The sequence below is a fragment of the Pantoea sp. PA1 genome (genome assembly GCF_056856975.1).
The window spans coordinates 62846-88015 of record NZ_JBXGEE010000008.1; the positions used below are offsets into that span (position 1 = coordinate 62846).

Annotated in this window: 26 protein-coding genes; 11 read left to right on the top strand and 15 right to left on the bottom strand. The window is 56.3% G+C overall.

What is annotated here, in order from left to right:
- Positions 1–17: 17 nt before the first annotated feature.
- The 8 genes from AC1V0D_RS20735 to rfaD form a co-directional block, all read right to left on the bottom strand.
- On the bottom strand, positions 18–1151 hold the full coding sequence (locus tag AC1V0D_RS20735) for a glycosyltransferase family 4 protein (protein ID WP_337022254.1): 1134 nt from the start codon (positions 1149–1151) through the stop codon (positions 18–20).
- Complete coding sequence (gene rfaQ, locus AC1V0D_RS20740; RefSeq protein WP_150030371.1) at positions 1144–2220, bottom strand: putative lipopolysaccharide heptosyltransferase III; 1077 nt, start codon at positions 2218–2220, stop codon at positions 1144–1146. The genes AC1V0D_RS20735 and rfaQ overlap by 8 nt, the downstream gene beginning before the upstream one ends.
- Before the next feature lie 73 nt (positions 2221–2293).
- Positions 2294–3280, bottom strand: coding sequence for a glycosyltransferase (locus AC1V0D_RS20745; protein ID WP_471804001.1), 987 nt, complete (start codon positions 3278–3280; stop codon positions 2294–2296).
- A gap of 326 nt (positions 3281–3606) precedes the next feature.
- Positions 3607–4596 carry a glycosyltransferase family 8 protein gene (locus AC1V0D_RS20750; RefSeq protein ID WP_312828955.1) on the bottom strand — a complete coding sequence of 330 codons (990 nt, stop codon included), beginning with the start codon at positions 4594–4596 and terminating at the stop codon, positions 3607–3609.
- Positions 4597–4605: 9 nt separating this feature from the next.
- Positions 4606–5682 carry a glycosyltransferase family 9 protein gene (locus AC1V0D_RS20755; protein WP_009088095.1) on the bottom strand — a complete coding sequence of 359 codons (1077 nt, stop codon included), beginning with the start codon at positions 5680–5682 and terminating at the stop codon, positions 4606–4608.
- Positions 5679–6656 (bottom strand): lipopolysaccharide heptosyltransferase RfaC, encoded by a 978-nt coding sequence (rfaC, locus tag AC1V0D_RS20760; protein ID WP_482907995.1) that lies wholly within the window; start codon positions 6654–6656, stop codon positions 5679–5681. The genes AC1V0D_RS20755 and rfaC overlap by 4 nt, the downstream gene beginning before the upstream one ends.
- Positions 6644–7699, bottom strand: a complete 1056-nt coding sequence (gene rfaF / locus AC1V0D_RS20765) for an ADP-heptose--LPS heptosyltransferase RfaF (RefSeq protein ID WP_482907996.1) — start codon at positions 7697–7699, stop codon at positions 6644–6646. The genes rfaC and rfaF overlap by 13 nt, the downstream gene beginning before the upstream one ends.
- A gap of 17 nt (positions 7700–7716) precedes the next feature.
- Entirely contained in the window at positions 7717–8649 is a 933-nt protein-coding gene (gene rfaD, locus AC1V0D_RS20770) for an ADP-glyceromanno-heptose 6-epimerase (RefSeq protein WP_009088090.1), read from the bottom strand.
- Positions 8650–8879: 230 nt separating this feature from the next.
- Here rfaD and AC1V0D_RS20775 point away from each other — a divergent pair, with 230 nt between their 5' ends.
- Both AC1V0D_RS20775 and tdh read left to right on the top strand, forming a co-directional pair.
- Complete coding sequence (locus tag AC1V0D_RS20775) at positions 8880–10076, top strand: glycine C-acetyltransferase (protein WP_482908007.1); 1197 nt, start codon at positions 8880–8882, stop codon at positions 10074–10076.
- A 10-nt stretch (positions 10077–10086) separates the two neighbouring features.
- Entirely contained in the window at positions 10087–11115 is a 1029-nt protein-coding gene (tdh, locus tag AC1V0D_RS20780) for an L-threonine 3-dehydrogenase (protein ID WP_337022251.1), read from the top strand.
- A gap of 28 nt (positions 11116–11143) precedes the next feature.
- On the opposite strand, the gene AC1V0D_RS20785 is transcribed toward tdh, so the two are convergent.
- The 4 genes from AC1V0D_RS20785 to envC all read right to left on the bottom strand — a co-directional run bounded on the left by AC1V0D_RS20785 (position 11144) and on the right by envC (position 15588).
- Positions 11144–12055 (bottom strand): hypothetical protein, encoded by a 912-nt coding sequence (locus AC1V0D_RS20785; RefSeq protein WP_009088083.1) that lies wholly within the window; start codon positions 12053–12055, stop codon positions 11144–11146.
- Positions 12048–13277 (bottom strand): glycosyltransferase, encoded by a 1230-nt coding sequence (locus tag AC1V0D_RS20790; protein WP_337022250.1) that lies wholly within the window; start codon positions 13275–13277, stop codon positions 12048–12050. Before AC1V0D_RS20790 ends, AC1V0D_RS20785 begins: the two co-directional genes overlap by 8 nt.
- 103 nt (positions 13278–13380) lie before the next feature.
- Positions 13381–14283 carry a divergent polysaccharide deacetylase family protein gene (locus tag AC1V0D_RS20795; RefSeq protein ID WP_482907997.1) on the bottom strand — a complete coding sequence of 301 codons (903 nt, stop codon included), beginning with the start codon at positions 14281–14283 and terminating at the stop codon, positions 13381–13383.
- 3 nt (positions 14284–14286) lie between these two features.
- The gene (gene envC / locus AC1V0D_RS20800; RefSeq protein ID WP_033736104.1) at positions 14287–15588 is read right to left on the bottom strand and encodes a murein hydrolase activator EnvC; all 1302 of its coding nucleotides are present in this window, start codon (positions 15586–15588) and stop codon (positions 14287–14289) included.
- Positions 15589–15840: 252 nt separating this feature from the next.
- On the opposite strand from envC, the gene AC1V0D_RS20805 reads away from it, so the two are divergent.
- The 5 genes from AC1V0D_RS20805 (at position 15841) to cysE (ending at position 18968) form a co-directional block, all read left to right on the top strand.
- A complete protein-coding gene (locus tag AC1V0D_RS20805; RefSeq protein ID WP_140029944.1) occupies positions 15841–16272 on the top strand; it encodes a rhodanese-like domain-containing protein in 432 nt (143 codons plus the stop codon).
- 26 nt (positions 16273–16298) lie between these two features.
- Positions 16299–16553 (top strand): glutaredoxin 3, encoded by a 255-nt coding sequence (gene grxC / locus AC1V0D_RS20810; RefSeq protein ID WP_008926942.1) that lies wholly within the window; start codon positions 16299–16301, stop codon positions 16551–16553.
- A gap of 38 nt (positions 16554–16591) precedes the next feature.
- Positions 16592–17062: a protein-export chaperone SecB gene (gene secB, locus AC1V0D_RS20815; RefSeq protein WP_009088070.1), complete on the top strand. Its 471-nt coding sequence runs from the start codon at positions 16592–16594 to the stop codon at positions 17060–17062.
- Positions 17062–18078 (top strand): NAD(P)H-dependent glycerol-3-phosphate dehydrogenase, encoded by a 1017-nt coding sequence (gpsA, locus tag AC1V0D_RS20820; RefSeq protein WP_009088068.1) that lies wholly within the window; start codon positions 17062–17064, stop codon positions 18076–18078. The genes secB and gpsA overlap by 1 nt, the downstream gene beginning before the upstream one ends.
- A gap of 68 nt (positions 18079–18146) precedes the next feature.
- The gene (gene cysE / locus AC1V0D_RS20825; RefSeq protein WP_009088067.1) at positions 18147–18968 is read left to right on the top strand and encodes a serine O-acetyltransferase; all 822 of its coding nucleotides are present in this window, start codon (positions 18147–18149) and stop codon (positions 18966–18968) included.
- Here the strand turns inward: cysE and trmL are convergent.
- Genes trmL through cpxR form a run of 3 tightly spaced genes read right to left on the bottom strand, consistent with a single transcriptional unit; the run spans position 18965 to position 21549 of the window.
- Entirely contained in the window at positions 18965–19438 is a 474-nt protein-coding gene (gene trmL / locus AC1V0D_RS20830; RefSeq protein WP_482907998.1) for a tRNA (uridine(34)/cytosine(34)/5-carboxymethylaminomethyluridine(34)-2'-O)-methyltransferase TrmL, read from the bottom strand. The genes cysE and trmL overlap by 4 nt on opposite strands.
- 36 nt (positions 19439–19474) lie before the next feature.
- The gene (gene cpxA, locus AC1V0D_RS20835; protein ID WP_009088064.1) at positions 19475–20854 is read right to left on the bottom strand and encodes an envelope stress sensor histidine kinase CpxA; all 1380 of its coding nucleotides are present in this window, start codon (positions 20852–20854) and stop codon (positions 19475–19477) included.
- Positions 20851–21549 (bottom strand): envelope stress response regulator transcription factor CpxR, encoded by a 699-nt coding sequence (gene cpxR / locus AC1V0D_RS20840; RefSeq protein WP_009088062.1) that lies wholly within the window; start codon positions 21547–21549, stop codon positions 20851–20853. Before cpxR ends, cpxA begins: the two co-directional genes overlap by 4 nt.
- A gap of 148 nt (positions 21550–21697) precedes the next feature.
- Between cpxR and cpxP the strand changes: the two genes are divergently transcribed.
- From cpxP to pfkA, 4 genes are all read left to right on the top strand, one after another.
- Positions 21698–22207 (top strand): cell-envelope stress modulator CpxP, encoded by a 510-nt coding sequence (cpxP, locus tag AC1V0D_RS20845; RefSeq protein WP_046100843.1) that lies wholly within the window; start codon positions 21698–21700, stop codon positions 22205–22207.
- Positions 22208–22661: 454 nt separating this feature from the next.
- On the top strand, positions 22662–22817 hold the full coding sequence (locus AC1V0D_RS20850; protein WP_003851267.1) for a con-10 family general stress protein: 156 nt from the start codon (positions 22662–22664) through the stop codon (positions 22815–22817).
- Positions 22818–23060: 243 nt separating this feature from the next.
- Positions 23061–23963, top strand: coding sequence for a CDF family cation-efflux transporter FieF (gene fieF, locus AC1V0D_RS20855; RefSeq protein WP_009088059.1), 903 nt, complete (start codon positions 23061–23063; stop codon positions 23961–23963).
- A gap of 205 nt (positions 23964–24168) precedes the next feature.
- Positions 24169–25131 (top strand): 6-phosphofructokinase, encoded by a 963-nt coding sequence (gene pfkA, locus AC1V0D_RS20860; protein WP_009088057.1) that lies wholly within the window; start codon positions 24169–24171, stop codon positions 25129–25131.
- The last annotated feature ends 39 nt before the right edge of the window (positions 25132–25170 follow it).

Consider the following 25170-nt stretch of genomic DNA (forward strand, 5'->3'; position numbering starts at 1 on the left):
GCACTCATCCCGGATTGTCAGTTGGTACTCAATACCTGTTGATAAAGCGAAGTCAGCGCCTGTGCCAGCCGTTGCGGGCCATAAGGTTCAACTTTACGCCGGGCCGCATCACCCATGCGTGAATCTTCCGTCAGCGGCGGAATGGCGCAAACAGCCTGATTTAATCCGTTAATATCCAGCGCATCACAGACGAAGCCCTCCTGACCGGCGGTAATAAACTCAGCCCCCCCGCAGCCGGTGCTGGTAATAACCGGCAGGCCGCAGGCCATCGCCTCCAGCACCACGTTAGGAAAAGGATCGTAGAGTGTGGGCAGCAGCAGGCCGTCCGCCGCGTGATAAAACGGCTGCACATCCTGCTGTACGCCAACAAAGCGCAGGCGATCCAGGCAGTTCAGCTGGTTAGCCAGCTGCTGATAACGCTGCAGCTGTTTATCCTGACCCACTACAATCAGGTAACGGTCACTGGCGGCCAGCGCCTGAATCGCTGCTTTCAGCCCTTTACGCTCAAAGCCGGAACCGACGTAAATCAGTACGGTGGCCGCATCCGGCAGCCCCAGCTGCTGGCGGGTCGCATGGCGGGTCGCTGCCGTGGCGGGCTGAAAACGACGGGCATCGATAGCGTTATGGATGACGTGAATTTTTCTGGCGTCGAGTGAGAAACAGCGCAGGATATCGCGCTTAACCATCTCTGAATTGCAGATCACCGCTTTCAGCGTCGGCGAATCAAACATCTCCGCTTCCGCCTGCAGAACATAGCGATGATAGGGACTGAGGGTTGCGCTCAGTCGTTGCCACGGTGAGACGATGCGGGCGCGCTGCTCCAGCCAGACGCGATGCACGCCATCACCCGCGCGAAAGATGTCACAGCCAGCGATGCGTTCATGACTCTGCACAATATCGAACTTTTCACGCTCCCAGCAGGCGCGTGCGGCACGGGCAAAGCCGCGCTCGCGGGAAACCCTGCCCAGCTTTGCAGGATTACAGATATGGAGATGCCAGTCCGGATTGGGCGTGCCCTGCCAGCTGCGGGTAATGATGTTGAGATCGAGCTGTTCGCTGCCCAGGGCTTCCAGCGCACGGGAGATAAAACGCTCAGCACCACCATCCGGCCGGTATTTCTGCCGGACAATCGCCAGCCTTAACTTACTCATTCAGGAAGCTCCTCGCCGCCGCGACCACATCCTTCACCGGAATGGCTGACAGATAACGCTGATCCGTTCGGGTGTCGATAGAATCGGGTGAGGGCAGTGGACCATAATCCCCCGCCCAGATGACATGGTTGTTGTTCCCCCATGGCCGCCAGTGCTGCAGCTTAGTCGGGCCAAACAGGGCGATACAGGGCGTTTCCAGCGCCGCCGCCATGTGCATCGGCGCAGAATCGACCCCGATAAACAGCGTGGCGTGATCGATAAGCGCCGCCAGCTGCGGCAGCGTAAACTGACCCGCCAGCGACACGACATCCGGCGAGGCGCACAGCGCGCGGATGCGGTTGATCATCGCCAGCTCCTGTTTGTCCGGCCCGGCGGTCAGCACCACCTTCCGTCCAGCCCGTGCCAGCTCATCGACCGTGGCGGCCACGCTCTCCTCTTCCCAGCATTTAAAGCCCCAGCGTGAGGTAGGCTGAACCACGATATAGGGGGTGGTCACCTGATGTTCTGACAGGCGGGTCAGCACGATCTGCTGGTCAGCGTCACTGTAGTGCATCGAAACGCGCGCATTGTCGCTGCTGATCCCGAGCGGGGCCAGGGCGGACATGTTCTGCTCAACGGTATGCAGTCTGCTGTGGTTATGCGTCGGGACCAGCCGGTTGTGACACCAGCGCCACAGGACGTTATCGCGTTTTTTAAAGGCGAAACCAATGCGCACCGGCGCAGCGGAGAGCCGGGTGATCAGCGCCGCACGCCACTGGTCTGCCAGATTAATCACCAGGTCATAATGGGCGTCACGTATGGCACGGATTAATGCCCGTTCATGGCCCAGCTTGCGCCAGGTGCCCTCCTGCTTCCATTTCCGGTCGATGACGTGCAGATGGCGGATAGCCGGATGCGCTTCCAGCATCGGACGTGTCTCCTGATAGAGCAACACGTCGATGCTGGCCTGCGGATAACGCGCATGCAGCGCATTGATGGCGGGCGTGGTGAGCAGCATGTCGCCATGATGGCGCAGCTTAATCAGTAAAATACGTTTTGGAGAGATGTTTGCTGGAGTCAGGCTGGCCATAAACAAAGGTTCTCAGATTTCAGTGAACCGATTGTAGGGCAAACGCTTTTTAGGATAAAGCCAGCCTCAGGGGTTATTTATCGCGCCAGCGATAGAGCCGTCCCAGCCACAGCAGTAACTGATACCACTGCTTAATGCCGCGGGCGTTGCGTAACATGCGCCGGTGTGTCCGGGTCGCGAACAGATCGGCGATGATCGCCTGGCGTGCGCGGGCATCAGGCTCACGTCTCACGCTATGGCAGACACTGAGCGCTTCATGCGTCACCTGAGCGTGAAACGACGGGTAGATCCGCACGCGGTCACGATAGCGGATATTAATCTCTTCCAGCAGCCGCGCAATCTTCAGGTAGTGGCGCTGATATTCGACGTTGCGCTCGCCGGTGCGTTTGCGGTTACTGATCGACGCGTCATGCATATAGTAGCGGTAGAGCACCGCATCGGTGTAACGCACGCGTTTTGCCAGCAGCATAAACTCGGTGGTCCAGGGAATATCCTGATGATGCAGGCCCGGCTCGAACTGCAACTGATGCTGCTCGATTAGCGACCGGCGGTAGATGCCCAGCCAGACCACATGCATATAGCGGCGGGTTTTCAGCGCGGTATTGAGCCAGTCAGCGCCGCTCAGCACCGGCGTGCTGCGCAGGCGATCCAGTGGTATCAGGGGTTTTACCCGCTGGCTGTGTTTGAAAAACCATTCGGCGTTGCACTGTGCCGCATCCAGATTGTCCTTTTCCGCCAGCGTCACCAGCGTCTGGTACATCCCGGGCTGCATGGTGTCATCCGCATCCGGAAAGGTGACATATTTGCCGCGCGCTATCGCCAGCCCGGCGTTACGGGCGCGCGACACGCCGCCATTTTCCTGATGAATCACGCGAATGTGGGAGTGATGTTCTGCATAGTGGTCAGCGCGCTCGCCTGAGCCGTCAGTAGAACCATCATCGACGATGATGATCTCCAGCGAGGTCAGCGTCTGCGCCAGCAGTGCCTGCATGAACTCATCAAACATGCTGCCCGCATTGTACATCGGGGTAATGATACTCAGCAGAGGAGAAGTACTCATGACAATATCTGCACCAGCATTCTGTTCACTGTCAAAGGGCGTTGCCTCGTCATAAATCATTTCCAAATCAGCAGAATGGCATACATTAATCCACGATTATAAAACGGTGTCGCCTCCCTGCTTCACGAAAAACCACGCGCGCGCGTAATAATGCACTATCTGCCTCTTTTTTACGCAACGTGGCCGCGCCGGTAAACAGCATAGTGTGCCTGGGGTTTATCAGCAGCATTTCTAAAAGGATCTGGCAGACAGCGGTGGGGCACTGACGGAAAAGATGGCGCGGCAGTCACCGCGCCCGGAGCGGTTTGACAGGTGGAGAGCGCTGACTAAAAAAATTTGAGCCTGACGTAATGCATCATCCAGCTCACGCTTTCTGCATACTGCTTCTGATGCCACTTGATACGGGCAAAGCGCTTCATCTCTTTATAATGTCTGGGTAAATCAAGCGGCTGAGAAGCCCAGGGCGAGCGCTGGTAATAGCTGTAGTAGAGCAGGGACAGGTCGCTGCCGGCCCAGGCATGCCAGGGCTTACACTTACCGGTGTAGTGAATCATCACGGTGTCAGCGGGTACGCGGGAGTGGTCCCAGACCTTGTTCGCGATGATGTCGTAGATATAGTTGTAGCGATCCGGCAGGATCAGCACCTCATCCTCCAGCACAATATTCAGCGCATCCTGGTCAGGAAAACCGAAGGCTGCGCCCCGGGTCACCAGAACCTCAGTAATCCGCGCGGTAGTCTGCCTGGCGAGCCAGCGTGGAATATTGATCAGCATAAAGCCGGAGTTGAAATAGTCATGGCGCTGCAGCCCGAGTCGCGCGCACTGGTTATGACGCGCACGCGGGGTATCGTTGCAGGCTGCCAGCGTGTAGTCCGTGATATCCAGCGTGAACAGGGGGGAGTAATCGCCGACGACCAGCGTGTCCGCATCGATGTAGATTACCCGATCGCTGTAGCGCGCCACCGTTTCAGGGATCAGAAAGCGGTAATGGATACTTTTGGGATAGCGCCCGACCGCCGGCAACTGATCGACCCAGGCACTGTTAAAAATATGCAGGGTGATGGCCAGACGATAGCCCGTTGCCATTGAGCGCAGCTTTTCCACATCCTCTTCCTGCAGCGAGTCAGAGAAAATATGGGCGTGGAAAGCGGTGTCGGGGTGATGGCTGAGAAGTGAAAACAACGTAATACCCAGACCACGCGCGTAAGCGTGGTTGATGCCAAACGCAACGTGAACCGGATTATCATCCGCATCCGCAAGCGTGTTGACCAGCAGCTGACTTTGCTGAACGGCATCAGCAAGAGGGGTAATTGCCATTACGCTTCACTATTCCAGATTATGAGTAATAAACGTTTGTATTCTAGTCAGTTTGTCGGCATCCAGCCCGAATAATTTTTCAGCGGGCTGATCAAACTTAAATCGCGTGGCAAAAACAAAGGTCGATGCGGCGATATTGTCCGGTCCGATAAACAGGACATTATTAACCGGGCGCTGTTCCCTGATCTCACAGGGGCCATAGAGCATAATGACCGGTATCTGTCGGGCGTCAGCAATATAAGCATTACCGGAATCCGATGAAATATAAAAATCCATCTGCGAGATGGCCCATGGCACCTCTTCCAGCTTCAGCGCGCCAATCAGGCTGACAATATTCTCCTGCGGGCCGGTCAGGCTCAGTAATTCATCCAGCCACGGCTGCTCGGCTGGTGGACCAAAGACATAAAAGGTGCAGGGCAGCTCAGCCAGCGACGCCATCAGCTGCTGCCAGATGGCGGCAGGAATGGTTTTAGCCCGATTCCCGGCAGAAATGCTGATACCGATCTTAATCCCGCTGCGCGGATGCAGCAGCGCGGCGGGAGGCGCAGGCGGCTGCCAGAGCGGTGACGTGGCGTGCTTGGGAAAATCGGTGTAACGATAGTCCCGATTAATCAGCTTCAGATAGCTGTCGAGCGTCAAATCCGTTTTCGCGTGGTCGACGATGCCACTGGCGCTGCGATAGAAGATCGCATGATAGGATTTACGCACATAGGTGCGCAGAAACTGCTTGTTCGGTGCATTGCACAGTGCCGCGAAAAACAGGTTAACGCTGTTGGGCTGAACCAGATAAACATGGTCATAACGGTTCATCAGCGTGAAGGCGAGTCTGAGTTTGGCAAAAAAGCTGCGCTTCGCCTCTTCAATCAGAAAATAGCGGCTGACCGTGTCATCGTGACGCGCCAGCGGCTCTACCGATTTGCTGATCAGCAGTTCAGACTGACCCAGGGCGCGCAGCATCGGGGTGATGTTAATAAAATCCCCGATCTTCGCCGTCTGAATCACCAGACTGCGGCCGGTGGGCCGGTAAAAGAGCCGCATCAGGGTGCGGAAAGGCAGCAGCAGCAGATAGATCAGCACATAGTTCATGGCGCATTTTTCCCGATAACGGCCCGCAGTTTCTCTGCCACGGCGTCAGCCGTCAGCTCCGCCAGATTGTGATTCGGGGCGCTCAGCGCCTGTTGGTTCTGCCCGTAGCCGCCAATCAGACCCGGATCGGTCGGGCCATACAGCGTGAGATTAGGACGATCCAGTGCGGCGGTCAGATGGCTTAAACCGGTATCCACAGAGACCACCGCCCGCGCGCCTGCCAGCTGTCGGGCGATCGCTTCCAGCGTCAGCTTAGGCAGCACCTCGACATGCTCAAAACCTTCAGCCAGGCGTAGCGCACGCTGATGCTCATGCTCGGCCCCCCAGGGCAGCTTCACCCGCAATCCGCTGGGCTGCATCTGCTCAATCAGCTGTCGCCAGTGGGATTCCGGCCAGTGCTTGTTGTCACGCGTTGTGGCATGCAGAAAGACCAGATAGTGATGCGCATCCGCGGGCAGATGATGCAGAAAATGTCCGGCAATCGCGTAGTCACCCTGGGTTTGCGGCTTTTCATAGCCCAGGCTTTTGGCGAACAGCTCGCGCGTCCGCTCAACGGCGTGCTGGCGTTTGCTGATCTCATGGCGGACGTCATACCACCAGCTGGCAAAAGGTTCACGCGCGCTGCGGCTATCCTGCCCGTGCTTTACCCCTTTGGATAAACGGGTCACCAGCGCCGCGCTTTTGATCAGCCCCTGGGCATCAATCACGATATCGTACTCGCGCGACTGTAACGCGCGCTTAAACTGCACGCGCTCTTCACGCTGCTGACTGCCAAACCAGTGTTTGCGCCAGCGGCGAATCGCGACCGGCAACACCTGGTCCACGGCAGGGTGCCAGCCAGGGATCTGGGCGAAATTCTCTTCCACTACCCAGTCAAAACGGATGCCGGGAATGGCATGCATCGCATCGGTCAGAGCCGGCAGCGAATGCAGCACATCCCCCATTGAGGACGTTTTAACAATCAGGACGTGCATGGCACCTCCTGCGGCGCAAGGAGTTCATTCAGCGTCTGAAGAACGCGCTCAGGCTGAATATCAATCAGGCTCTGGTGATACCCCTGTTCGGCATCGCCCTTACGCACTTTGTGATAGCCGGTAATCAGGCGAATAATACGCGCCTGGCGGGCCAGCGGTGGCGTAAAGTCAGGGCTGCTGGGTCCATAGAGTGCCACCAGCGGACGATCCAGCGCGGCGGCGATGTGCATCAGGCCGGAGTCGTTACTGACCACGGCGCGGCATTGCGCCAGCAGGATGACCGCCTGCTCCAGCTGGGTTTCACCCGCCAGGTTGCGGCAGTGACTGCGACTCTCTTCCGGCAGTGCCGCGATGATCTCTTCACCGGTCGGGTGATCTTTGGCGGAGCCAAACAGCAGGATCTGAAAGCCTTCGGCGATCAGCTGGCGGGCCAGGGCGGCGTAGTGGTAGTGGGGCCAGCGTTTGGCCGGGCCAAATTCCGCGCCCGGGCAAAAACCGATAATCGGACGCGTTGCGGTGAGCTGAAACTGTGCGGCCGTTTCCCGCATCTCCTGCTCTTCAACCTGCAACTTTGGCCACAGGAGCGGCTGCGGCAGCTGCGCCGCCGAGGCGACAGGCGTGTCGTAGCCCAGCGCCACGTAGCGCTCAACCATCAGCGGGAATGCGGCTTTATCCAGCACCCGCAGATCGTTCAGCAGGCCATAGCGCATCTCCCCACGCCAGCCGACGCGGCGTGGGATGCCGGCAAAGAAGGGAACCAGCGCCGACTTAAAGGAGTTAGGCAGCACGTAGGCCCGGTCATAATGGCTGTCGCGCAGTGCCTTGCCCAGCCGGCGACGCTCGCCGAGTTCCAGCGCGCCATGGCCCAGGGGCATGGCCAGCGCCTGACTGACCTCCGGCATACGTGACAGCAGGGGACGACACCATGCCGGTGCCATCACGTCTATCACCGCATCGGGATGTTCGGCCTTGAGGGTGCGATAGAGACTTTGCGACATCATCATATCGCCGACCCACGACGGGCCGATTACCAGAATTTTCATCGCCGGAGCAGCTTCCTTTATGCGTTGCGATTCAGCCAGACCATATAGTCAGCGACGCCCTGCGCCACCGTTTTAAACGGCTTGTCATAGCCCGCGGCACGCAGCTTCGTGAGATCGGCCTGGGTGTAAGCCTGATAACGGCCTTTGAGTTTTTCCGGGAACGGGATGTACTCAATCTGCCCTTTCTGATGAAACTTCAGCACGGCGTCGGCCACTTCCTGGAACGATTCGGCGCGGCCTGTGCCACAGTTGTAGATCCCGGAGACGCCGTTTTCCCAGCACCACAGGTTTACGGCTGCCACATCATCAACGTGGATGAAATCGCGTTTGAAGCCGTCACTGCCTTCAAACAGTTTTGGATTTTCATCGTTGCTGATCTGGGTGTTCAGATGAAACGCCACGCTTGCCATGCTGCCTTTGTGGCCTTCACGCGGCCCATAGACGTTGAAGTAGCGGAAGCCACACACCGGCGAGTTCGCTTCCGGCAGCATCTGACGAACGTAGTGGTCAAACAGCATTTTGGAGTAGCCATACACATTCAGCGGCTGCTCATACTGACGCTCTTCGATGAAGTTTTCATTGCGGCCGCCGTAGGTCGCTGCAGAAGAGGCGTAAAGGAACGGGATCTCGCGCTCCAGGCAGTAGTGCAGCAGCTCTTTGGAGTACTGATAGTTGTTCTCCATCATGTACTTGCCATCCCACTCGGTCGTGGAGGAGCAGGCACCCTGATGGAATACCGCTTCAATCGGGCCTAAATCGTCGCCCGCGATCACGCTCATCAGAAACTCTTCTTTATCCATGTAATCGACGATATCCAGGTCGACTAAATTGGCAAACTTAGTGCCATCCTTCAGATTATCCACCACCAGAATGTCGGTGTGACCGCGATCGTTCAGCGCTTTGACGATGTTGCTGCCAATCATTCCTGCGCCGCCAGTTACGATAATCATGTTGTTACCTTCAATGTTGTGGGGTGAAACAGGAGGTTTCACACACGAATACCTCACATCATAACATTTCATCAGGGTGCAGACAGCCAGATGACTCTGTAACGCCAGGGAGCTACCACCTCGCGGCGTGAACTATGCTGCAAAAATGACATTCTGTTGGGCGTTTTATCGTGAAGAAGCGGCCTGTTCAGTAAGATATGCCAGGTTTTTGCCATCTGAGGAGAGCAATGATGCCTGCGCAATTTTATCAACAACTTCGTCAGCAACTGGATGATGCACGTCAGGAAGGGCTGTTTAAACAGGAGCGGATCATTACCTCTGCCCAGCAGACAGAGATAGCGGTAGGTCACGGTCCGGCAGTGATTAACTTTTGCGCCAATAACTATCTGGGCCTGGCCAATCATCCGGCGCTGATTCAGGCCGCGAAGGCGGGGATGGATTCGCACGGCTTTGGCATGGCGTCGGTGCGCTTTATCTGTGGCACGCAGGACAGCCATAAGCAGCTGGAAAAGCGGCTGGCCGCATTTCTCGGTATGGAAGATGCCATTCTCTACGCCTCCTGCTTTGACGCCAACGGCGGCCTGTTTGAAACGCTGCTGGATGCAGAGGATGCCATTATTTCCGATGCGCTGAATCACGCCTCCATCATCGACGGCATCCGGCTCTGCAAAGCACAGCGCTACCGCTACGCGAACAACGACATGACGGCGCTGCGGGATTGCCTGCAACAGGCGCGCGATAAAGGCGCACGCCATATCCTGATCGCCACCGATGGCGTCTTCTCCATGGATGGGGTCATCGCCAATCTGCCCGCCATCTGCGACCTGGCTGAAGAGTTCTCTGCGCTGGTGATGGTGGATGATTCCCACGCGGTGGGTGTTGTCGGAAATGGCGGACGCGGCACCCACGAATATTGTGACGTGATGGGTCGGGTTGACATCATTACCGGCACGCTGGGCAAAGCGCTGGGCGGCGCCTCCGGTGGCTACACCGCAGCAAAAGCGGAAGTGGTGGAGTGGCTGCGCCAGCGTTCCCGTCCCTATCTCTTCTCCAACTCGCTGGCTCCGGCGATTGTGGCCGCCTCGCTGCGGGTGCTGGATCTGCTCAGCGAAGGCGATGGGCTGCGTCAGCGTCTCCGGGATAACGCCCGTTTCTTCCGGCAGCAGATGACCGCAGCGGGTTTTACGCTGGCCGGGGCCGATCACGCCATTATTCCGGTGATGCTGGGTGAGGCCAGCGTCGCTCAGCAGTTTGCCCACCTGCTGCAACAGGAAGGCATCTACGTTACCGGCTTCTTCTATCCGGTCGTGCCAAAAGGGCAGGCACGCATTCGCACGCAAATCTCTGCGGCACATACCCAGCAGCAGCTGGAACGTGCGGTGGCCGCCTTTACCCGTATCGGCAAACAGCTGGGCGTCATCGCCTGAGGAGTCCGTTATGAAAGCACTCGCCAAACTGAAGAGGGAAGCGGGCATCTGGATGGTGACTGATGCGCCGGTTCCTGAGCCGGGCCACAATGACCTGCTGATTAAAATCCGTAAAACCGCTATCTGCGGCACCGATGTCCACATCTACAACTGGGATGACTGGTCGCGCAAAACCATTCCGGTGCCGATGATTGTCGGTCATGAATATGTGGGTGAAGTGGTGGCTATAGGCCAGGAGGTAAAGGGCTTTACGCCTGGCGATCGGGTGTCGGGAGAGGGGCATATCACCTGCGGGCATTGCCGCAACTGCCGCGCCGGGCGAACGCATCTGTGCCGGAACAGCATGGGGGTGGGCGTTAACCGTCAGGGCTGCTTTGCGGAATATCTGGTCATCCCGGCCTTTAACGCCTTCAGAATTCCCGACAACATTTCCGATGAGCTGGCCGCGATCTTTGACCCGTTTGGTAATGCCGTGCATACCGCGCTGTCGTTCGATCTGGTTGGCGAGGATGTGCTGATTTCCGGCGCGGGGCCTATCGGCATCATGGCCGCGGCGGTCTGCCGCCATGTCGGCGCGCGTAACGTCGTGATCACCGACATCAATGACTACCGACTGGCGCTGGCGCGAAAAATGGGCGTCACCCGCGCGGTCAATGTGGCCCATGAAAATCTGCGCGACGTCATGCATTCGCTGGGGATGACGGAAGGATTTGATGTCGGACTGGAGATGTCCGGCGCGCCTCCTGCGTTTCGCGCGCTGCTCGACGTAATGAATCACGGCGGGCGGATTGCCCTGCTGGGTATTCCGCCGGGTGAGATGGCTATCGACTGGAATCAGGTGATCTTCAAGGGGCTCTTTATCAAGGGCATTTATGGCCGGGAGATGTTTGAAACCTGGTACAAAATGGCGGCGCTGATCCAGTCCGGTCTCGACTTAACGCCGGTCATTACGCATCGCTATGGGATTGACGACTTCCAGCAGGGCTTTGATGAGATGCGTTCAGGACGCTCGGGAAAGGTAATACTGAGCTGGGATTAACACACCGGCCGCCGCAGCGGCCGGATAATTAGCGTTGCTTCTTCTCTTCGTCGGTCAGATAGCGCACCTTGCGCGTGTAATCCTGACCTTTAAAGTGGAGCGGCTGTTGCGGATCGGCCAGATATTTTTGCCATTCCGACAGCGGAAAGCCGCCGTGTGCGCCGACCACCTCCGCCGGGATCACCGCAGACTGACCGCCGATTTTCTTGGAGACCGGCCAGTTAGCCCATTCGCCCAGATTGACAGTTTTAATGTCCAGCATATCCAGCAGCACCGCGAGCGGCAGCTGATCGGTCGGCGGCTGACTGTCGTTCATCAGATGCCAGGTGTCATTGAACAGCGTCAGCCACAGCGGTGAAATACGCTGCCAGACCTCACGGGTCGCCGCCAGATAGGCACCGTTAACGTGATCCACCAGATAAGGCCGGATACTGTGCGGGTAGTAGGCAGGAATCGCCTCCTGTGGCGCATCAGCCAGCTTGGCAATCATTTTCCCCTGACGAAAGCTGGAGTAGAGATGGCCAGGTTTCATCATGATCTCCGGCATCTTTAGCAGATTGAGGTCGGAATCGATCATCAGAATGCCGTCGCCTTTTGCCTGCAACGGGGCCTGCAGTTTGATTAAGCGACTGCGATAGATCTGCTTGTAGCGATAGTGCTCTTCGCGCTGCGGTACATCCAGCGTGGCCACGCGGGTTTTAGCGGGCAGGCTGCCAAAGGCGTCGGCAGGCTGATCGCTGACAATCACAATCTCCTCTGCCTGCGTGGCAAAGCGCGCCGCAAAATCGGCACTGAGCAGCGCCTCTTCGATATAGTCCGCGCCCGTGCAGGGGATCACAACAGAGGTAACCGGTACCGAGCCCTGAACTTCTTTTAGCGAATAAGGCAGGTTATGGCTCGCCCGGATATGGCGATAACGGGGATTTAAAAAATTAAGCATGAGGTTTCTTATTAGCGACACTTTGCAGAATATTTTCAACGCCGCTGATGTAGGTTTCAATGGCGTACTGTTCACGAACGCGTTTCGCTGCCGCATTGATCAGGCGCTGACGTAAGCCGGCATCCTGCCACAGCGCGGTTAAGTGCTGGGTCAGCTGCACCACGTTGCCATAATCAAACAGCAACCCGGTTTCGTCATGACTGATCAATTCGGCAGTACCGACCACACGGGAACCGATGACGGCGGTATTCACCAGCATCGCCTCCAGCACGACCCGAGGTAAGCCCTCACTGCGTGAGGCAAGAATAAACGCATCAAAGGCGGTGAGGTAATCCAGCGCATTGTTCTGAAAGCCCGTAAAGACCACATGCTGCTGGATATTCTCCGCCGTTGCGAGTTGCAGCAGGTGCTGGAGTTCCGGGCCGGCACCGACAATTACCATTCGCCAGTCCGCGTCGGGATGAGCCCGTTTGAAACGGCCCAGCGCCTGCAGAATGTGATGATTAGATTTACGTAATATCAGTGAGCCGATGGTGCCAAACACAAAGGTGGTCGGGGTGAGTTTAAAACGCTGGCGAACGTCGAGGCGGTCAGGTAAAGGCTGGTGGATGTCGATCGCATTGTTGACGGTAAAACAGCGTTCCGCATCAACACCGTGGCTGATCAGCGTCTTATTTACCCCCTGCGACACGGCAATAATCGCCTGGCACTCCTGGTTCACCATGCTGACCAGTCGTGGTTCCAGCACCGGGTCGATACGGCAATGCTGTACCACCGCCACATCCAGGCTGCGCGCGGCCAGATAACCCTCCACATTGGTGCTGGGCTGGTTATTCATGTAGAGCGTGTCGAATTTTCCCAGCTGGAGCAGGGAGTTAATTTTGCTGGCGTTGGGCATGATGCGCCAGCGTGTATCGATCTCATCGATAGCCCGCTTCTTCAGCTTTTTATTAAAAAACAGCAGCGCCCGCACGGCCTCTTTGACAAATTTTGCCCAGCGCGGCTGCCTGATCTGCGGGATGAAAAAGACCGGAATGGCCAGCGCATTGAGCGTGGCCTCAATGGTTTCGTCGTTGCCACGGCTGTAGTTGTGATAGAAGCAGCAGGTAATATCAAATTTCTGACGATCGATACGTTTTAGCAGCTCCAGCATACTGTTGGTGCCGCCTCCCCACTCTCTGCCGTTATCCAGCAGCAGGATTTTTTGTTTATTAATCGTCATCCGTCTTACTATTCCCGCACCGCATGTTATCGCCCGACCGGGATTATAGTAATTTTTACCTGCAATTGAACTTTAAGCTTAGCACTTAGCATTCATGGCAAATTCAGAACAGACTTTTCAGGGTGTTAAACAGCGGGCTGTGACTCACGCTTTCGCCTACCACCATTAACGCCCGGGTCGCCGGAACCGGCGCAAGCGGCTGTTTCACTTTACACAGTTCTGCCGGCTGGAAGCGCGGTTTTGCCGGTTTGACCGGAACCGCTGGCGTCCGTGAGCCGCTGTGGCGTGTTTCATTCAGCAACTGGCTGGGGCGAACCAGCGTAATGTCTGCGGGCAGCGAGGGCAGCATCTGCTGCAGCACCCGAACGGTGTTGGGGTGGGGATGACCGATAGCAATGGCATACCCGTCGCGCTGTGCCAGCTTCACCGCCCGGCTGAACTGCTGGCGGATAGCGTTAATATCCTGACTGTCATCCAGGAACACCCGGCGTTTCAGAACTTTGACCTGGGTGCCCTGCGCGGCAGGAATCGCCTGGCTGTTGGCGATGGTCATGCTATCCAGGAAGTAGAGGTTATAGTGATTCAGCGCCTGCATCACCTTCTGCATACCGGAAAGGCTCGAGGTCATCCTGCTGCCCATGTGGTTGTTCAGGCCGACTGCGTAAGGCACGTTGCTGACCGCATTGCGCATAATGCGGGTGATCTCTTCGCTGCTCATCTCCGGGGTCAGCGTATCTTTTTCCAGTGGCTGTTTGCTGAGTGGCGCCATCGGCAGATGGATCAATACTTCGTGTCCACCCTGATGGGCTCTGGTGGCCATCTCCCGTGCATGGGGTGCGTTGGGCAGAACAGCCACTGAAATCGCCTGCGGCATCTGCAGAACTTTGTTCTCTTCGGCAGGCCGGTAGCCCACATCATCGATAACAATAGCCAGCTTGCCTGCCTGCGCCGCGAAGCTGAACAGCAGCGCGCTGAATAAAACGGAGATTTTTCGACGTTGCAGCAAAACTTATTTTCCTAACCACGGGAGTGGATTGACAGCCTGTCCCTGACGTCGGATTTCAAAATAGAGCGACGGGGTACCGCGCCCCCCGCTGGTGCCCACCAGGGCGATAGGCTGTCCTGCCTTCACCTGTGTCCCCACGCTCACCAGTGCACTCTGGTTATAGCCATAGAGGCTCATGTCGCCTTTACCGTGCTCCAGCACCACGACCAGACCGTAGCCCTGCAACCAGTCGGCCATCAGGACCCGCCCGTCGGCAATGGCTTTCACCTCGGTGCCTTCCCGCGCATCAATCACCAGGCCTTTCCAGCGCAGTTCACCCTGCAGCTGTTCACCAAAGCGATGTTCGATGCGTCCGCGCACCGGCCACAACGCCTGCCCGCCCGCGCGACCGAGTCCTCCGGTACGGGCAACCAGTTCGCGTTCGCTCTGGGTCGGCTGATAGCTGGAGCCTTTGGCTTTGGCCTGCGCCTGGCGCTGACGCACTTTTTCTGCCTCACGGGCTTCGCGCGCCGCGCGCTCACGCGCTTCCCGTTCTGCCCGGGCGATCTTATCCTGCAGACGGCTTTCGTTCTGACGCATCTCGACCAGATCGGCCTGATCTTTTTCCAGCGCGCTTTCCAGCGACGTAAGGGTTTTCCTGCGCGCGTCGCTCGCCTGCTGCAGCTTCTGCTGCTGGCCCTGCTGCTGGGCTAATAGTGCTTTCTGCTGCTGTTGCTTCTGCTCCAGCGTAGCGCGTTGCTGATCCAGGTCCTGACGCGTCTGTTGCAGTGAGGCGATACTTTTCTGGCGCGCCGCGTTCAGATAGCCAAAATAGGCCAGAATACGCTCGCTGCGCTGGCTCTCTTCTCCGCCCATCAACAGCTGTATACCGTTGTGCTGGCCCTGACGAAATGCGGCATCAAGCTGTTGCGACAGCAGGCTTTCCTGCTGGCTTTGCTGCTTCTCAAGCCGGGCGATGGAGGTGGTGAGCTGTTTAATATCGTTATTCAGGGCGGTGAGGCTGTTGCGGGTTTCGCGCAACTGACGGCTCGCCTGGGCGATGATTTTTTCCTGACTCTGCAACTGATCCAGTAATTTGCTGCGCTGCACTTTCTGCGCCTTAACGCTTTTCTCTTTTTCAGCAATGTTCTGCTGAATAGATTGCAGCTGAGATTTACTGTCTTCCGCACTCTGTGCCACAGCTGGCAACAACAGTGCTCCCGCGCAAAGCAGGCTGAGGGAGAGGGTGGACAACGGTGTGAACAACGGCCGATTTTCGCCGCTGGAACGGGTCCTTGTGTGCAAAACGGTAGTTTTTCCCTTCATAGGCCAATGATTATTCCACGATGAATCGCCGCTTACCAGTGCTCCCCACCGGCATTTGCTTTACCAGTTATGTCCGCTTTCACAATGAGATGGATTAAGCCTTACGCCATTTTTGCTATTCAGCCACTTTTTTTGGAAAATGGCGCACAAATCGATACTCTCGCCGCATAGCATCTGTACATGCGAAGTGGCGCAGGTATACTCAGAACCCTTGTTTTAGCTTATTAGCCCGGTCTGGAGTCGTTACCCCTCATGCAAGAAATTATGCAGTTTGCAAGCAATCACCCCATCCTGAGTCTCGCATGGGTCGTTTTACTCATTCTGGTGATTGTGACTACCGTTAAAGGAATGTTCTCTAAGGTAAAAACGATCAGCCGCGGTGAAGCGACCCGCCTGATTAACAAAGAGGACGCGGTGGTTGTCGACGTGCGTTCGCGCGACGATTTTCGCAGAGGGCATATTTCAGGTGCGCTGAATGTGGCAGCCGCTGAGATTAAAAAAGGCAACGCAGACGAACTGGAAAAGCACAAAGCGCAGCCCATAATTGTGGTATGTGCAACCGGACAAAGCGCGTCTGATTCCGCTGCACATCTGAGTGCTGCTGGCTTCCCGCAGGTCTTTGTTCTGAAAGATGGCATCAGCGGCTGGAGCGGCGAAAATCTGCCGTTAGTTCGCGGTAAATAACCTGTAACCTGACAGAGGTGCGTAGCATGGCAAATGTTGAAATGTACACCAAGGCCACCTGTCCTTACTGCCATCGGGCGAAAGCGCTGTTAACGCAAAAAGGCGTGTCGTTCCAGGAGATCCCCATTGATGGAGACATGGCGAAACGCGAAGAGATGATCAAGCGTAGTGGCCGCACCACCGTGCCTCAGATTTTTATTGATGCGCAGCACATTGGCGGCTGCGATGACTTATTCGCACTCGATAATCGCGAAGGTTTAGATCCCTTACTGCAGGCGTAAGTTTACGCCGGACAATCTCATACATAGGATTTGGTCACATGTCAGAACATAACACGAACGAAATGCAATTCCAGATTCAGCGCGTCTTCACAAAAGATATCTCTTTTGAAGCGCCTAATGCCCCGCAGGTTTTCCAGAAAGAGTGGGAACCGGACGTTAAACTGGATCTGGATACTGCATCTTCTCAGCTGGCTGACGATGTTTACGAAGTGGTACTTCGTGTGACTGTAACCGCCAACGTGGGTGAAGAGACCGCTTTCCTGTGTGAAGTTCAGCAGGCCGGTATCTTCACCATCAGCGGTATCGAAGGAACGCAGATGGCACATTGCCTGGGGGCTTACTGCCCGAACATCCTGTTCCCGTATGCCCGTGAATGCATTACCAGCCTGGTATCACGTGGCACCTTCCCGCAGCTGAACCTGGCACCGGTCAACTTTGATGCACTGTTCATGAACTATCTGCAGCAGCAGCAGGGTGAAGAAGGTGCTCAACAACATCAGGATGCCTGATGACCACTCACGCTTCGATTAGCGTCATCGGTGCCGGCTCCTACGGCACCGCTCTGGCGATTACGCTGGCCCGTAATGGCCATCCGGTACTGTTGTGGGGACATAACCCGGCGCATCTGGCGCAGCTTCAGACCGACCGCTGCAACACGGCTTTCCTTCCTGACGTTCCGTTTCCCGATAACCTCTCTCCTGAACCCGACCTGCAAAAAGCCATTGCAGCCAGCCGCGACATATTGATCGTGGTGCCGAGTCATGTCTTTGGCGACGTACTGCAACAGATAAAGCCGCATCTGCGGTCTGACTCGCGGATTGTCTGGGCGACCAAAGGGCTGGAAAAAGAGACCGGACGCCTGCTGCAGGATGTGGCGCGTGAGATTCTGGGCGAGTCCATCCCGCTGGCCGTGATCTCCGGGCCGACCTTCGCCAAAGAGCTGGCCGCAGGCTTACCGACGGCTATCGCGCTGGCCGCCACGGATGCGCAGTTTGCTGACGATCTGCAGCTGAAGCTGCACTGCGGTAAAAGTTTCCGCGTTTATAACAACCCCGATTTTGTCGGTGTCCAGCTGGGCGGCGCGGTGAAAAACGTGATTGCTATCGGAGCCGGCATTTCTGACGGTATCGGATTTGGCGCCAACGCGCGAACCGCACTGATCACCCGTGGACTGGCTGAGATGAGCCGGCTTGGTGCTGCACTGGGTGCCGATCCCACCACCTTTATGGGGATGGCGGGCCTGGGCGATCTGGTCCTGACCTGCACGGACAATCAGTCGCGCAATCGCCGGTTTGGCATGATGCTGGGTCAGGGCGAAGATGTAGATAGCGCGCAACGCATTATCGGACAAGTTGTAGAGGGCTACAGAAACACCAAAGAAGTCAAAGCGTTGGCTTCAAGATTCGGTGTGGAAATGCCGATTACCGAGCAGATTTATCAGGTGCTGTATTGCGAAAAACCGGCGAGAGATGCAGCATTGAGCCTGCTGGGACGAACAAGGAAGGACGAAAACAGCACTGGCTAACGCAGGACGCGTAGCATCATCACCTGCAGCGCCCATTCAGGCGCTTTTTTTATCGGGAGAAAGCAGCAATGTCGTCTGATGAGTTAGAACTGGTCTGGAATAATATCAAAGCAGAAGCGCGAGCCCTGGCTGATTGTGAGCCGATGCTGGCCAGCTTCTTTCACGCGACATTGCTTAAGCATGAAAATCTCGGTAGCGCACTGAGTTATATGCTGGCTAACAAGCTGGCAAATCCGATTATGCCCGCCATCGCCATCCGTGAAATCGTTGAAGAAGCCTACCGTGAAGATCCGTCGATGATACTGTCAGCGGCTTACGATATTCAGGCGGTGCGTCAGCGCGACCCGGCAGTCGATAAATACTCCACCCCGCTGCTCTACCTTAAAGGGTTTCACGCCCTGCAGGCGTACCGCATCGGCCACTGGTTGTGGAATGAGGGCCGTCGTGCGCTGGCGGTTTATCTGCAGAATGAAATCTCCGTCTCGTTTGCAGTCGACATTCATCCCGCTGCCAGCATCGGTCACGGTATCATGCTCGACCACGCCACAGGCATCGTGATTGGTGAAACTGCAGTCGTGGAGAACGATGTCTCTATCCTGCAGTCGGTGACGCTGGGCGGCACCGGTAAGACCAGCGGCGACCGTCATCCTAAAATCCGTGAAGGGGTCATGATTGGAGCCGGTGCGAAAGTGCTCGGCAACATTGAAGTGGGCCGGGGGGCAAAAATCGGTGCCGGTTCAGTGGTGTTGCAGCCTGTGCCGCCGCACACCACGGCAGCAGGCGTACCCGCCCGTATCGTCGGCAAGCCAGGCAGCGATAAGCCATCAATGGATATGGATCAGCACTTCAACGGCAGCCTAGCGGGTTTTCAGTTCGGCGACGGCATCTAGTCCTTAATCAGCGCGCCGGCATAATCCAGCTGGCGCCACGCTTCATACACCACCACCGAAACGGCGTTCGACAGGTTCATGCTGCGGCTTTCTGCCCGCATCGGGATGCGGATTTTCTGCTGCGCCGGTAACGCCGCCAGGATCTCAGCCGGCAGCCCACGGCTTTCCGGTCCGAACAGCAGATAATCGCCCGCCTGATACGTCACAGCACTGTGTGCAGGTGTCCCTTTGGTCGTCAGCGCAAACAGACGCTGTGGTGCCTCTGAGGCGAGAAACGCCGCATAATCCGCATGGAATCTGATGGCCGTAAATTCATGGTAATCCAGCCCGGCGCGGCGTAAGCGCTTGTCATCCCAGGCGAAGCCAAGCGGCTGGATCAGGTGAAGCTGAAAGCCACTGTTGGCGCACAGGCGGATGATATTGCCGGTATTCGGCGGAATTTCTGGTTCAAACAAGACAATGTTAAGCATTAAGGCCCCCGATGACAGGGGCCGAAGCATAACAAATTATTGACGACCGGAGGAGTAGAGCGGTAACCAGAGGGTCAGTCTCAGACCGCCCAGTGGGCTGTCATCGGCTTTCACCCAGCCGCGATGCTGCTGCACGGCCGTGTCGACAATGGCCAGGCCCAGCCCGGTGCCGCCCGATTCGCGATCGCGCGCTTCATCGGTCCGGTAAAAGGGACGGAAAATCTGTTCCCGATCTTCCGGGCTTACGCCAGGACCATCATCATCGACATGAACCGTGATACCGGAAATATCGACGGAGAAGCTGACGCTGATGTGAGTGTGTGAATAGCGCAGCGCATTGCGCACGATATTTTCGAGCGCACTCTCCAGAGCGTGCGGATTGCCATAGAGCGGCCACGGGCCCGGAGGATAGGGGATATCCATCTTCTTACCCATCTGCTCAGCTTCGAAACGGGCATCTTCCAGCACCCCATTCCACAACTGATTGGCCTTCATCGCTTCGCTGACCAGCGCATTCTTGTGCTGTGTGCGCGAGAGCACCAGCAGGTCGTTGATCATGCCATCAAGGCGTTGCGCCTCCATCTCAATGCGTCCCAGCTCTTTACTTTCACCCTGGCGACGACGCAGCAGTGCGGTTGCCAGTTGCAGGCGGGTCAGCGGCGTACGAAGTTCATGACTGATGTCCGATAGCAGGCGCTGCTGACCGGTCATCATCCGCTCCAGCGCACTCACCATCTGGTTGAAGCTCGACCCGGCGGCCAGAAACTCCTGCGGGCCTGACTCCAGTTCCGGATGCTGGCGCAGGTTTCCGCTCGCCACCTCATCGGCGGCATATTTCAGCTTACGCGCCGGACGCGCCAGGCTCCAGGCCAGCCACAGCAACAGCGGGGAGCTGATCAGCATCGTCACGATAAGCAGCAGTAACGGGCGGTCAAACAGCAGATTAACAAAATCGAGCTGGGAGCTGTTGGCGGGACGGATCATGTAAAGCTGGTAGTTGTCTTCGCCATCCTGCACGGAGAAAGGCCCGACCAGCTCCACCCGACCATATTTCTTTTTCTGCGGATGATCGGCATTGTCAGACTGGCCGATAAAGTTACGGATCACCTGCATTTCGTTATGTTGTGCGCCGATCACCCGACCTTCGCTGGTGACTAACAGCAGCCGCTGACCCGGCGGTGCCCATTTTTCGACGGCACGAAACAGACGACGCCACCACATCAGATCGTTAGGGGGATCCTGTGACAGCTCGGCTTCGACGTGCTGCTCAATCATGATGCCCTGCCGCTGTTCACTTTCCAGCAGCGAGGTCATCTGACGTGAATCGAGTTTGGGCACCATGAGCACCAGCATCAGCACCAGCGCCAGGGTTAACCAGAAGATAGCGAAGATGCGGGTGGTCAGACTGCCAATCATGATGCCGAAACCATCAGATAGCCGCGGCCACGTAACGTTTTAAACCAGGGATGGCCATCACGACGCTCAGGCAGCTTGCGACGCAGATTGGAGATATGCATATCAATGGCGCGGTCAAACGGCGTCAGACGCTTGCCCAGCACTTCCTGACTCAGGTGTTCGCGTGAGACCACCTGGCCCAGATGCTGCGCCAGCAGATAGAGCAGGGTAAATTCCGTGCCGGTCAGATCCAGCGTTACATCATCAAAGCTGGCCTCCTGACGACCGGGATTGAGACGCAGGCAGTCCACTTCCAGAGTCGGTGAGCTGTTATCGTGTTGCTGCTGCTGTTCACTCCAGTTCGAACGCCGCAGAATCGCGCGGATACGGGCCACCAGTTCACGATCGTTAAACGGCTTAGGCAGATAGTCATCTGCGCCTAGTTCGAGGCCCAGCACGCGATCCAGCTCGCTGCCGCGCGCGGTCAGCATGATGACGGGAGTCTGATGTTGCTGTCGCAGTTCTTTCAGGGTGTCGATACCGTTTTTCTTCGGCATCATGACATCCAGTAAAAGCAGATCAATAGAGTTGTCGAGCAGGTTCAGCGCTTGTTCACCATCGCTGGCCACTACCACTTCAAACCCTTCCATTTCTAACAGTTCTTTCAAAAGCGAAGTTAATTCGCGGTCGTCATCTACCAACAGGATTTTATTCATTTTTGTAGCCCTCCGCAGGCAAAATACCGTGTTCCTGGCGCACCTATCCATCGCTTTACGTAGTTTTACACCCCCTGACGGATGTTTGCAGCTGTCGCCGTACACTGGCTCTCGTTGAATCGCAAAACGGAACGAATTGGAGTACACGATGCGCAAATTAACCGCCGTCGTCCTTGCCTCAGCGATGACCCTGAGTATCGCCAGTGCAGGTGCTAAAGATGCGACGACGATTGACGAGATGCATCATGGCGGATTTCCGACAGGCAGTATGACGCAAAATCCGCAAAGCCACATGTTCGATGGCATTGAGCTGACGGAAGAGCAACGTCAGCAGATGCGTGACCTGATGCAACAGGCCCGACATGATCGCCCGGTGGTTCATATTGACGATATCGCAGCACTTCATGAGTTAGTGACTGCAGACCAGTTTAACGAAGCGGCCATCCGCAACAGAGCGGAAATTATCGCCAGAGTTCAGGTTGAACAGCAGGTTGAGATGGCACGCGTACAGAATCAGATGTTTCAGCTGTTAACGCCGGCCCAGCAGGCCACGTTACAGAAGAACTACCAGCGGCGGCTGAACGAGCTGCGCCAGTTTTCGAATTTGCAGTCGGCCTCATCGCTGCAGGCAGTGAGTAGTACCAGCAGTAACCAGTAACATAGTATCCCTGTTTTCCTTGCCATAGACACATCCCTGTCTTCCCCCGCCATGATGGCGGGGGTTTTTTTTATCTATTTTTCACTTTTTCTGTTTTGACCCGAATCATCACCGCACAACAAAACCCCGGTTTTGTTAGCGCTGTTGGCCCTTTACCGGCTTTTAGTTGCTGAAAGATGAACTGACCGGGGTTCTGGATGCGTTTAAGCGCACCGGCAGGGCAAAACAGGGAAAAAATATTTTAACCCGTTGAAAAGAGTATATTTATTCGTCTGGTCGGAAAAATAAATACTATATTTCAGTAAGATAGCGATTTTACCGTTGCGCTTGCTGGCGCCCTGGCTTTATCTACACTTAATCCTGTCACCGCAGGGAAGTGAAGTGATTTCGCGAAGTCTCAGGGAGCAACAACCACATTATGTAATCCCGAATGAATCTATTAACGGAGTAAATTATGGCAGAGCATCGTGGTGGTTCAGGTAATTTCGCAGATAATCCGCAAAAGGCCTCTGAAGCCGGTAAAAAAGGCGGCCAGAACAGCGGCGGCGGAAACTTTAAAAACGATCGTGAAAAAGCATCAGAAGCCGGTAAGAAAGGCGGCAAAAAATAACAGCTGCAACGTTTCCTGAACAGACCTGAACCTGAGGGTCTGGCACTGATGTAACTGATGTGTATGACACGCTGCCCCGTCCTTTTTCAAAGGCCGGGGCTTGTTTTTATCGGTTGCCCCCGCTGTAAAGAACCTCTCTCCGTTGCGCCTCCTGCTAAGCACTACCCGCCTCAGGGTGTTAAACTTCAGCCTTTCTTCCATCTGAATACGCCTCATCTGATGATGGGCTGCAGGGGATCCGGCATGCAACCCTCTTATGGCCGACTGGTAAAGCGTGCTGCGCTGGCCGCTACCCTTCTCGCGTCGGTGCTGTTGATCGTGAAAATCTTTGCCTGGTGGTACACCGGTTCGGTGAGTCTGCTCGCTTCGCTGGTGGACTCGCTGGTTGATATTGCCGCGTCGCTCACGAATCTGCTGGTGGTGCGTTATGCGCTGCAGCCCGCCGATGAAGACCATACGTTCGGGCACGGTAAAGCGGAATCGCTGGCGGCACTGGCTCAGAGCATGTTTATTTCAGGCTCGGCGCTGTTTCTGTTCCTGACCGGCCTGCAACATCTGGCGTCGCCGGATGTTCTGCGGGCTCCTGGTGTCGGGATTGTGGTGACGGTTGTCGCGCTGAGTTCAACCCTGTTACTGGTGGCCTTTCAGCGCTGGGTGGTGCGAAAAACCCGCAGTCAGGCCATTCGGGCTGACATGCTGCACTATCAGTCCGATGTGATTATGAATGGCGCGATTCTGATCGCCCTGGTGCTGAGCAGCTATGGTTTTGCAAGGGCAGATGCCCTGTTCGCGCTGGGAATCGGCATTTTTATTCTCTACAGCGCGTTGCGTATGGGCTACGACGCAGTGCAGTCCCTGCTGGATCGCGCATTGCCGGAAGAGGAGCGTCAGCAGATTCTGACGCTGGCAACGAACTGGCCGCAGGTGCAGGGGGTGCACGATCTGCGTACCCGCCAGTCCGGCCCGACAAAATTTATTCAGCTGCATCTGGAGCTTGAAGACCAGCTACCTCTGGTGCAGGCGCACCGTGTGGCCGATCAGGTTGAGAGGGCATTACGCGACGCCTTTCCCGGGTCAGACGTAATTATCCATCAGGACCCCTGTTCTGTGGTACCGTTCGAGAAGGAGGATTCTCCAGGTTTTTAACCTAAACGAATCAATTTGATACGTAAGGGACGACGTAACGCTAACATTGCTGCAAAAAATAGTGAAAAGTTGTCTGACCTGAATCAATTCAGCAGCAAGCCTTTGATATACTATCTGCCATCACATGTCGCGCTGGCCTTTAATGATGTTCAGCAGCGATCGACAGGCAGGATTAACCCTTCGTTTTAAAAATCCAGAGGTTGTCATGATCAAAAAAATTGGTGTATTAACCAGCGGCGGTGACGCCCCAGGCATGAACGCAGCTATTCGTGGAGTCGTGCGTTCCGCGCTGAGTGAAGGACTGGAAGTTTTTGGGATCTATGATGGCTATCTGGGATTGTACGAAGACCGCATGATCAATCTCGATCGCTACAGCGTCTCCGACATGATCAACCGCGGCGGCACCTTCCTGGGTTCTGCGCGCTTTCCTGAATTCCGTAATGAAGATATTCGCCAGGTGGCCATCGAGAACATGAAAAAGCGCGGCATTGACGCGCTGGTGGTGATCGGCGGCGATGGCTCCTACATGGGGGCGAAACGTCTGACCGAAATGGGCTTCCCCTGCATCGGCTTACCGGGCACCATCGACAACGACGTTGCCGGAACGGATTACACCATCGGTTACTTTACGGCGCTGGAAACCGTGGTGGAGGCCATTGACCGCCTGCGTGATACCTCTTCGTCGCATCAGCGTATCTCCATCGTTGAAGTGATGGGCCGCTACTGCGGCGACCTGACGCTGGCGGCGGCCATTGCGGGTGGCTGTGAGTTCATCGTGCTGCCGGAATTCCCTTATACCCGTGAAGAGCTGGTTGCGGAAATCAAAGCGGGCATCGCCAAAGGGAAAAAGCACGCTATCGTGGCGATTACCGAACATATCTGCGATATCGACGATCTGGCGCGCTTTATCGAAACAGAAACCAAACGCGAAACCCGTTCCACCGTGCTGGGCCATATTCAGCGTGGTGGCGCGCCCTGTGCCTATGACCGTATTCTGGCGTCACGCATGGGCGCTTACTCCATTGAGCTGCTGATGCAGGGCTATGGCGGTCGTTGTGTTGGTATTCAGAATGAGAAGATGGTGCATCACGACATCATTGACGCGATTGAAAACATGAAGCGTCCGTTTAAGCGTGACTGGCTCGACACCGCGAAAAAACTCTACTGATCCCTCTGCCGGGGTGTGCGTTACCGCACGCCCCGGCAT

What these genes read in the sequence shown, in the direction of transcription:
- AC1V0D_RS20755 (WP_009088095.1), bottom strand. Translation starts at nt 5,682, where the DNA reads ATGAACTATGTGCTGATCTATCTGCTGCTGCTGCCTTTCCGCACCCTG.
- cpxR (WP_009088062.1), bottom strand. Translation starts at nt 21,549, where the DNA reads ATGAATAAAATCCTGTTGGTAGATGACGACCGCGAATTAACTTCGCTT.
- trmL (WP_482907998.1), bottom strand. Translation starts at nt 19,438, where the DNA reads ATGCTTAACATTGTCTTGTTTGAACCAGAAATTCCGCCGAATACCGGC.
- rfaQ (WP_150030371.1), bottom strand. Translation starts at nt 2,220, where the DNA reads ATGGCCAGCCTGACTCCAGCAAACATCTCTCCAAAACGTATTTTACTG.
- AC1V0D_RS20775 (WP_482908007.1), top strand. Translation starts at nt 8,880, where the DNA reads ATGCCTGCGCAATTTTATCAACAACTTCGTCAGCAACTGGATGATGCA.
- cpxA (WP_009088064.1), bottom strand. Translation starts at nt 20,854, where the DNA reads ATGATTGGCAGTCTGACCACCCGCATCTTCGCTATCTTCTGGTTAACC.
- rfaF (WP_482907996.1), bottom strand. Translation starts at nt 7,699, where the DNA reads ATGAAAATTCTGGTAATCGGCCCGTCGTGGGTCGGCGATATGATGATG.
- AC1V0D_RS20850 (WP_003851267.1), top strand. Translation starts at nt 22,662, where the DNA reads ATGGCAGAGCATCGTGGTGGTTCAGGTAATTTCGCAGATAATCCGCAA.
- tdh (WP_337022251.1), top strand. Translation starts at nt 10,087, where the DNA reads ATGAAAGCACTCGCCAAACTGAAGAGGGAAGCGGGCATCTGGATGGTG.
- fieF (WP_009088059.1), top strand. Translation starts at nt 23,061, where the DNA reads ATGCAACCCTCTTATGGCCGACTGGTAAAGCGTGCTGCGCTGGCCGCT.
- AC1V0D_RS20745 (WP_471804001.1), bottom strand. Translation starts at nt 3,280, where the DNA reads ATGAGTACTTCTCCTCTGCTGAGTATCATTACCCCGATGTACAATGCG.
- AC1V0D_RS20785 (WP_009088083.1), bottom strand. Translation starts at nt 12,055, where the DNA reads ATGCTTAATTTTTTAAATCCCCGTTATCGCCATATCCGGGCGAGCCAT.
- AC1V0D_RS20790 (WP_337022250.1), bottom strand. Translation starts at nt 13,277, where the DNA reads ATGACGATTAATAAACAAAAAATCCTGCTGCTGGATAACGGCAGAGAG.
- cysE (WP_009088067.1), top strand. Translation starts at nt 18,147, where the DNA reads ATGTCGTCTGATGAGTTAGAACTGGTCTGGAATAATATCAAAGCAGAA.
- gpsA (WP_009088068.1), top strand. Translation starts at nt 17,062, where the DNA reads ATGACCACTCACGCTTCGATTAGCGTCATCGGTGCCGGCTCCTACGGC.
- secB (WP_009088070.1), top strand. Translation starts at nt 16,592, where the DNA reads ATGTCAGAACATAACACGAACGAAATGCAATTCCAGATTCAGCGCGTC.
- AC1V0D_RS20735 (WP_337022254.1), bottom strand. Translation starts at nt 1,151, where the DNA reads ATGAGTAAGTTAAGGCTGGCGATTGTCCGGCAGAAATACCGGCCGGAT.
- envC (WP_033736104.1), bottom strand. Translation starts at nt 15,588, where the DNA reads ATGAAGGGAAAAACTACCGTTTTGCACACAAGGACCCGTTCCAGCGGC.
- rfaD (WP_009088090.1), bottom strand. Translation starts at nt 8,649, where the DNA reads ATGATTATCGTAACTGGCGGCGCAGGAATGATTGGCAGCAACATCGTC.
- rfaC (WP_482907995.1), bottom strand. Translation starts at nt 6,656, where the DNA reads ATGCACGTCCTGATTGTTAAAACGTCCTCAATGGGGGATGTGCTGCAT.
- pfkA (WP_009088057.1), top strand. Translation starts at nt 24,169, where the DNA reads ATGATCAAAAAAATTGGTGTATTAACCAGCGGCGGTGACGCCCCAGGC.
- cpxP (WP_046100843.1), top strand. Translation starts at nt 21,698, where the DNA reads ATGCGCAAATTAACCGCCGTCGTCCTTGCCTCAGCGATGACCCTGAGT.
- AC1V0D_RS20805 (WP_140029944.1), top strand. Translation starts at nt 15,841, where the DNA reads ATGCAAGAAATTATGCAGTTTGCAAGCAATCACCCCATCCTGAGTCTC.
- grxC (WP_008926942.1), top strand. Translation starts at nt 16,299, where the DNA reads ATGGCAAATGTTGAAATGTACACCAAGGCCACCTGTCCTTACTGCCAT.
- AC1V0D_RS20750 (WP_312828955.1), bottom strand. Translation starts at nt 4,596, where the DNA reads ATGGCAATTACCCCTCTTGCTGATGCCGTTCAGCAAAGTCAGCTGCTG.